6 protein-coding genes are annotated in these 7,663 nt (G+C 63.1%); 1 reads left to right on the top strand and 5 read right to left on the bottom strand.

The annotated features are described in order from the left end of the window. Positions 1 to 419 precede the first annotated feature (419 nt). Positions 420 to 1,352 carry a hypothetical protein gene (locus tag GEV05_29705; protein ID MPZ47461.1) on the bottom strand — a complete coding sequence of 311 codons (933 nt, stop codon included), beginning with the start codon at positions 1,350 to 1,352 and terminating at the stop codon, positions 420 to 422. Between the two features lie 202 nt (positions 1,353 to 1,554). On the opposite strand from GEV05_29705, the gene GEV05_29700 reads away from it, so the two are divergent. After that, positions 1,555 to 3,486: a hypothetical protein gene (locus GEV05_29700; protein MPZ47460.1), complete on the top strand. Its 1,932-nt coding sequence runs from the start codon at positions 1,555 to 1,557 to the stop codon at positions 3,484 to 3,486. A 453-nt stretch (positions 3,487 to 3,939) separates the two neighbouring features. Here GEV05_29700 and GEV05_29695 read toward each other — a convergent pair whose 3' ends face one another. From GEV05_29695 to GEV05_29680, 4 genes are all read right to left on the bottom strand, one after another. Then, positions 3,940 to 4,641: a hypothetical protein gene (locus GEV05_29695; protein MPZ47459.1), complete on the bottom strand. Its 702-nt coding sequence runs from the start codon at positions 4,639 to 4,641 to the stop codon at positions 3,940 to 3,942. Between the two features lie 47 nt (positions 4,642 to 4,688). Continuing rightward, positions 4,689 to 5,810: a hypothetical protein gene (locus tag GEV05_29690; GenBank protein MPZ47458.1), complete on the bottom strand. Its 1,122-nt coding sequence runs from the start codon at positions 5,808 to 5,810 to the stop codon at positions 4,689 to 4,691. A 571-nt stretch (positions 5,811 to 6,381) separates the two neighbouring features. After that, entirely contained in the window at positions 6,382 to 6,678 is a 297-nt protein-coding gene (locus GEV05_29685; GenBank protein ID MPZ47457.1) for a type II toxin-antitoxin system RelE/ParE family toxin, read from the bottom strand. Next, entirely contained in the window at positions 6,678 to 6,902 is a 225-nt protein-coding gene (locus GEV05_29680; GenBank protein ID MPZ47456.1) for an addiction module component, family protein, read from the bottom strand. Before GEV05_29680 ends, GEV05_29685 begins: the two co-directional genes overlap by 1 nt. Between the last annotated feature and the right edge of the window lie 761 nt (positions 6,903 to 7,663).

Below are 7,663 nucleotides of genomic sequence, written 5' to 3'. Positions count from 1 at the left end.
TGGTTGCGGGGGCTCGCAACCAACATTATCTGCAGCTTTGGCGCCCAGCAGCTTGATAGCCCCCGACCTGGGCAGTACTGGGTGCCCTGGGTTAATTCGGCCACATCTTTCCAAAAGTCATCGACCACACTTCGGGATAGGTGATGCCGGCTTCGGTGATCAAACCTCGCAGCTCGCCACTGGCCTGTGAGGCATCCATCAAAGAACGCACGCGCCGACGGCGGGCATGAGGTTGTTCAGCCGCTCGATCTGCCCGGCGCTCAGCTCGATGTGGTCGGCGGCGGTCGGTCGCGGGCTTCCCGCGGCAAGTTGAACCGATTTAGGGTCCGAATCCCTCTCCGCCAGTTCTCTGCCACTCCGTCGAAGTTCCCAACGTTCTTGCACGTCGCGGCTCGTGGGCTCGGTCCGCCGTGCGGACCCTACATGCCGCGCGGCTTGCGCGCGGGCTTCCGCTTGGACGCGATGATCCGCCGCGCCTCGCGCAGGTGGCTCTCGAGCGCGTCATCCGCGATCTGATCGAGCAGGATGCCGACCCACCCGCCGGCGCCGACATACCGCGGGTAAAAATAGATGTCGGGCGATTCTTCGATCATCAGCGGCTGCAGGCCGTCCGCCACCGGCACCCAAAGCGACAGCCGGCCATCGTCGCGGTGGTGCTCGGAAAACATCGCGAAGCAGCCCTTGCCCTGCTCGACGAAGAAGCAGGGCGTGCCGTGCGACATCTTCTCGAACGCGCTGGGAAGCGCGGCGCAGATGCGGCGGATCCGATCGACCTGTCCTTCCCGTCCGCCTTTGCGCCGGCCCGTAGCCGCGTCGCGCGTCGTGAGTTGCCGGGCCCGAAACTTCGCGATCCGCTCAATCAGGCGGACGGGCACAGGCTCGGACAATGGGAACTTGAGCGTCCCCTTGCTGCGTTCGTATGGCGCCAGCTCCTTGGCGAACGCCTCGACCAACGCATCGCTTGCGGGATAGAGCGAGTAGTGTGACTTCCACCCCGCGAAATACAGCACGCCGACGCCGTTCAGCGTGTAGGCCGGCATCTGATAGGCCAGCCCTTCTTGCGCATTCGGGAGCGCCTTGAGAATCGCCCGGCGCACCGCTTCGAGGCTGGCTCGAGACTCTTTCGGCTTCGACGCGACGTACTCACGCACCGACGCGACGCGCTTTCTAGACCGTTTGGCCGTCATGCTGCGCACATTATGCGCACACCCGAAGCCGATCGTCGGGTTCAGGAATGGCGCAAGGGAACTCGCGGATCCCAGGTTGGCGTATCTATCCAGTCGGTCGGATGGAGCGGTGCTCGGCAGCCCCACCCTGCGCGATCGATCGCGGGTATGTTGCTCGGACTGCATGCGACGGCTGCGCAAGAGGTACATGGACCGGCGCGGTATACTGGCGTTGGCGTATCGGGGCGTCATCCACGTCCGCGGAAAGGACTGCGTCCACCCCGACATCGGTCTCGTCATCGTCAGGATGATCTCTTTTCCTGCCCGGGAGAGCGGACAACGGGCGCGTATGGCTGTGCGGTAGGCATAGCCGGGAGAGGAGCTCGTCATGACCGTTCACCGAACTCACCCGCCCGCTCGCGCGATGCGCGAGAACCCCGACATCGATCAACTGAAGCGACAGGCCAGGGAGCTGCTGGAGGCGTATCGCGCACAGTCGCCAGACGCGATCATCGAGGTGGCCGCCCACCATCGCACCGCGACGCCTGAGATCTTCGCGCTGCACGACGCGCAGTTCGTGCTGGCGCGCTCGTACGGGTTCGAGAGCTGGCCGAAGCTGAAGGCGGCCGTCGATGGCGTCACGACGACGAGGTTGCACGAGGCCGTGCAGAAGGGTGACCTCGGCGCGGGCCGTGCGCTGCTCGCGCGGAGGCCGGAAATCGTCGATCTGCTGCGCGAGGGACCGTCTGGCTTCGAAATACGCGCCATCCACATCGCGGTCATGGCGCGTGACGTCGAGATGACGCGGCTGCTGCTCGAAGCGGGAGCGGACACGCGCGACGGCATCTGGCCCAACCGCGACGCGACCAGCCCGCGCACGATCGCCGAGGAACGCGGGTACGACGAGATCGTCGCGCTGATGACAGCGCAGGAAGAGAAGCGCGGCGCGCGCAGCGTCAACGCGCATGGCGACGGCGTGCGTCGTCTCCGCGACGCCATGATGACCGGCGGCGAGGAGGCGGTGATCGCCGTGTTCGAGTCCGAGCCCGGACTTGCCGGCATGTGCCCACCAGACGGCGTGACGATGCTGCACCGTGCGGCGCAGTACGGCCTCCTGCGGGTGGCGAAATGGCTGCTCGACCACGGGGCCGACGTGAACAAGCAGTCGCAGCCCGACTTCTGGCGGTGGAAAGGACGGACGCCGCTGGAGTTCGCCGTCTGGGAATGTGCCGCGGATTCGGGCCGGTCGGCGAGCGAGGCGATGGCCGCGCTGCTCATCGAACGTGGCGCCGAGCTGACTCCGCTCGCGGCCGCTGCGCTCGGCCGCTGGGACTATCTCGCGTCATGCGCACCCGACTCGCTGCAGGGAAAGGGGGTGCTACAGGCGGCAGTGCGGGGCGATCGTCCTGACGTGCTGCGTCGATTGCTCGAAACGGGTCTCGACCCGAACGAGCGGATGCAGCTGGGCCAGCTCGAAGACCAGACGTTCTCGTCGGGCGGCCCGCTGCTCGAGGCGGTCAACACCGGACGGATCGACATGGCTCGCCTGCTGCTCGCGCACGGCGCCGATCCGAACGCCTCGGTGTTCACCGCGGGCTCGGCCACCGCTGCGGCCTATACCGGCGGCTCCCCGCGTACGCACGCGCCCGACCAGGCCATGATCGATTTGATGGTGCAGCACGGTGGCTGGATCGACGCCTCCTCCGTCGGCTACATCCGCAACGTGGAACTGGCGCGCCGGATGCTCGAGGGTGATATCGACCCGCATCTGGAGTCGGGCGCGTTCTCGGGTGAGACGGTCGAAGCGATCCTGTGGAGCGGCGCCAGCGGCCGCAGTGCCGAGATCGTGCGCATGGCGCTCGAGCGGATCAACTGGCCGCGGGACGACCCGCGATGGTTCTGGATGCTCTGGCGCCCGCTGCCCGGGCATCGGGACCTGAATGAGGCCGAACAGGCGGACAGCCGCGCGACGTTCCGACTGATTTTGGAGCGCTGCGATCCCAATCTTCGGGCACCGGAATCCGGACAGACGATGCTGCACGAAGTGATCGCTCGGGATCATGGCGTGGGCTTGTCTCTGGCGACCATCCTGCTGGATGCGGGTGCGCGCACGGACATCCGGGACGAATTCCTGAAGAGCACGCCGCTCGGGTGGGCGTGCCGCTGGGGCCGTGTGCCGCTGGTCGAGCTGCTGCTGGCGCGCGGTGCCGATCCGATCGAGGCCGGGGCCGAGCCGTGGGCCACACCGCTCGCGTGGGCCGAACGGCGTCAACATGCGGAGATTGCATCGATCCTCCGGCAACACGGAGCTGACCGATAGCGGTAGTCAGAGTCTGACGATATCCGGCCATCAACTTGTGCGGCCGCCTCGCGCGTTCTCGAAGCGGCCGCGCACTGCCACCGACAAGCTCGCGCGAACCGCGTGTCGGGCTGTCCGGGAGTTCAAATCGAGTCCCAGTACGGACTCGCTGTAAGCGGTTTGTTTTTAGTGGTTTAGAAAGTGGGATTTGCGGGGGCTCGCAACCGACAGTACTTGCAGCTGTGGAGTGGTGGGGCCTGAACCGCGCAGGCCGCCGGCGCTTCGCGCGCGAATGCACTCGTATTCAACGACCAGGCATCGCCCCCTGGCTATGACAGGCTTCCTACTGCCTGGGAAGCCCGAACAGCCGCCGTGCATCGAAGTGATGAACGATCTGCTCACGAGCCTTGTCGAACAACTCAGGTGCCCCCGTGGCGCTATGAATGTCGACGCTCAGTTCGCCATACAGAGACCTCATCGAGGGGAAACGTCTTCGAAAATCTTCAGACAATGTAGCCATGTAATCGTCCATGACCTGATCCGCCTGTTCATTCTCGCTTCCGCTTGCGACTCTAGCCCATTGTTCAAGGACGGTGCGAAGCATGAATACGCCTGCAAGCGTCTGACCGGACTGATGAGCCACGATTGCACCGACCACAAACGGCGGACAGCATCAGGCACGAAGGTGGGAACATCTACGTTCTCGATCGGGGATCGGCCTTCGAGGGTGAGCCTTAACCCCCGGCGACGTATGAGGAACAGCTCAGGCGTCCGCTTGCACGATTGGCACTGATACGCCAACAGAAATGCTTGCTCCACTGGTCCGGGTTCGAACACCAGTTTTCCGATTCTGCCGAACACGTCCAGAACATATGCGGAATTGAAAGCTTCGATACGCTTGCAGAGAGAGCAAAAGACCTTAACGTCCGGCACATTCAAGTGAATTGGGTCAGCGCCCGGTCGCACGGCCTCGGTCGCCCATCCCGCGTTCATCGCCCGCGTCACTGAATCAATTTTTTCTGATACTTGTGTCTTGTCCGGCTTAATCGATACATAGGAATCTGTTGCCGCGACAGTGACGCTCTGATACAGGTGCTTTTGCTCAACTATCAGCTTGATCGCAGCTGTCACGTTTCGTTGAAATTCTTGATGTCTCGCTGCGGCGAACTCTTGCATGTTCATTGAACGGGAAGAGGCTGACATGACTAAAGTTGCGTTGGCCGTTACGTGCTGATCCGGACAATTCCGAAGCCGATCAGCTCCTTCAGCACATCCATTGACTTGGCGTCGAGAGAATCTTTCGAGAACGAAATGTGTCCTAGATCCCTGAAATTCGCAGGAAACGTCACGGTGTCTTCTTTCATGATGACGATGCGATTTCCATAAAGATATCCGGCAGCTCCGAGCTCGAACACGACGTTTTCGCTGGGTCGCCAGATTTGCTTGCCGTCGGCGTCTTTGAACTCTTCATCTGCCGTGAAGATCAGGATGGCGCAGTTGCAAGCCTCCATCACTTCTCGGACCTTCGCGCCTATGGGACGACCCAAGTTCGGTTCCTCTGTCGCGACCTTGTAGGGGATCTTGAACTGATCGAGGATGTGTTTTAGTTGCTCCAGCGCCTTCTTGCTCTTCCCATGGGCGACGAAAATGGCTTGGCCAAGCCCCTTGTTTTCCTGGGGACCAGCGGCCGCACGCCCGACGTGCGACACGGCAAGCGGTTCCTTGGCGTTGCCATTTTCTGGCTCGACAATGGTCGACGCAGCCGTTTCTTGGTCGCTATTAGTGCTTCCTTCCAGATAGCTTGACAACGCCGGCTGGTCGAACTGAAACCTGGTTGAACTGCCGCGGCGGCCTATGACGATTTGCCCTAGGCCTGCTCCAGAAGCGACCTGAAAGAAGCACACGGCTTGGTCATTCAGAATCTTGTCGGAGTCGGCAACGTCATCCGCGAAGTGTTGGTGCCAGTGCGACGCCACGTCCGTTGCAGATAGCGACTCCTCCTCGCGGTGTCCTGCGCGCTCGATCACGGCGTTGTAGGGCGCAATTCTCCGGACCACGTCCAGCATCACGCGCTTGAAAGACGCCGCGTCCTTCAGCAATGTGCGTCCATCGACGGAGAGTCGCATTCGCTCCGCGTGCTCCTCGATGAGCCCCCAGAACTTAAGAGCGTTCAGCTTTCGCCCGTCGAGGTACTTCGAGTCGAGTACTTTTCGAGCCTCTGCTACCGTTGCACCAGTGGGCTTCTTCGCCAGGTAAGCGCAAACGGTAGTGATGTCATCCAAAACCGTACGGATCGGCAGAGCCATCTTATGCCTCCAATACGACATTATGAGGCATAGTGCCATGTCTTGACAAGCTTGGCAATTGGAAATCGAAACACTCCGTTCGGCCCGGGCGGCTCATGTCCTTCCAGATGGAGGTCCACGCCACCGCCTGAGGGACGGGCCCGAGACACGGCGATCGTGTCCCCCTGTCAAATAATTGCCTCCATGAAGCACGCCTTCGGATCAGTAGGCCAGCAGCACGGCACTCCGACATGACGCGTCAGTCCTCAGGTTCGGGCCGCGCGTATCGGCTCGAACGGAAGCGACGTAGTGCTTGGATGGCGCACCCCGCGATGGAGGGCCGCCTCGGACCGTGCGGGTTCGGAGCTATCAGCGCGGTCGAACCGGCTGTCCAACGAGTTCTGCGTGTTCTTCAGTGTAGCTAAGGGATAGTGCGTCCCTCAGCCCTCGTCGCGATTCACCTATCGCTCGTCCGCGGCGCTCGATCGTGAAGGACCTCGCGAGAGTGCGGAGGAGCCCACTGGAGGTCCAGTCCTTTGCGAAGTCTGGCGAGAGCCCGTCGCCGTGCGGCGGCGAATGCCTTTCGAGATGCGCTCGTGGGCTTGGCTTTTCGAACCACCGGAACCTCCGGTTAACGCGCTCGCCAGTATCCCGGCCGGCGTCGCGCATGCGCAACAGCGACGATCTGAACGTTGTCGCCGCGTACCCGATACACGACAAAGAACGGAAAGCGGCGAAGTAGTATCCGTCTTGTGTTACTGAGATACGGGGACCCAGCTTCGGGCCGCTCGGAGATCCGTTCGATCGCACGATCGAGCTCGCGCTGGAAGCGACCAGATGCGGTCTCGTTCCGTTCGCGGTACCACCGCTCAGCAGCCTGCGCTTCGTCGGCAGCGAGCGGATGGAACCCGACCGCGAACTGGGGCATCAGCGCGCGGCGAGTCGGCGGCGGACCTCTGCCCAGGGAAGGGTCTTGACGGCTCCGCTATCGAGCTCCGCCACGCGCCGGTTCACCTCCGTCGCCCAAGCGGCTTCGGCGTCCTCGTCGACGTCGGTGTCGAGGCTGTCGAGTAGTGAGCCGGCGAGTGCTGCGCGGGCCTCGGTCGGGAGCGCCAAGGCCTCCTTCAGGATCTCCGCTGCGTCACGCTTCATGACGCCATTTTAGCCTGTGCTTGAGAGTCTGCTCCTGCGGATGGCGACGGCACGCCAGGGGAACGAGGTGGGGGAACGCGAACGCGGGAGGACCGTTCCCCCCCACTGGAAACCGATCCGCACGGCGGAAAGTGATCCGCCGCTGACGGTAGAGAACGAAGCGCCTCGTCCAAATCATGGAAACTGTTGGACTTCGCCACGTTTGCGGGCGGCGTTCTATGCCGCCCGTGTCCCAGTCGCTGCAGGTGTCGATGCCGGTGCCGGAGACCACCAGGGCGTGAGCGACCCCCACTTGGCTGCCCCCTTCTTCGCCCCACGCCCTGTTCACAGGGGGTCGCTCACGCCCCACTTCCATGTCTGATTCGTCCGGATGCACAGCGCGTCGTCCCGGTCTAGCGTCGAGCGCCGCGCCGCAAGATCTGACGTCATGTCCGGGATCTCGTCGGCTGTCAGGTTTCGGCCGCGGCCTGCGTTCATTGAGTTGCGCGCACTCGTTCTGAATCCTGAACTGCGGCGGCAGACGATCGCCGCCCTCCTGCCTCCATTCCACAAGCGCGCCTCGATCGCCTTGCGATTTCGCCGACGTGCAGCACGGTGGCATGCCCGCCGGCCATCACGACGCGAGATTGTCCGGCGGTCCGCAGCTCGGTGTCGAGTAGCCGGGGGGAGGTTGCCCTCCCCCAGCTCTCACAGAACCGGACTTGTGGGCCTCACATCCGGCTCTTCGAAACGTCGGGGTCGGCAGCATCAAGCCGCCTATG

This window comes from Betaproteobacteria bacterium (assembly GCA_009377585.1).
GTDB lineage: Bacteria > Pseudomonadota > Gammaproteobacteria > Burkholderiales > WYBJ01 > WYBJ01.
This window is presented reverse-complemented; position numbering and strand designations above follow the sequence as displayed.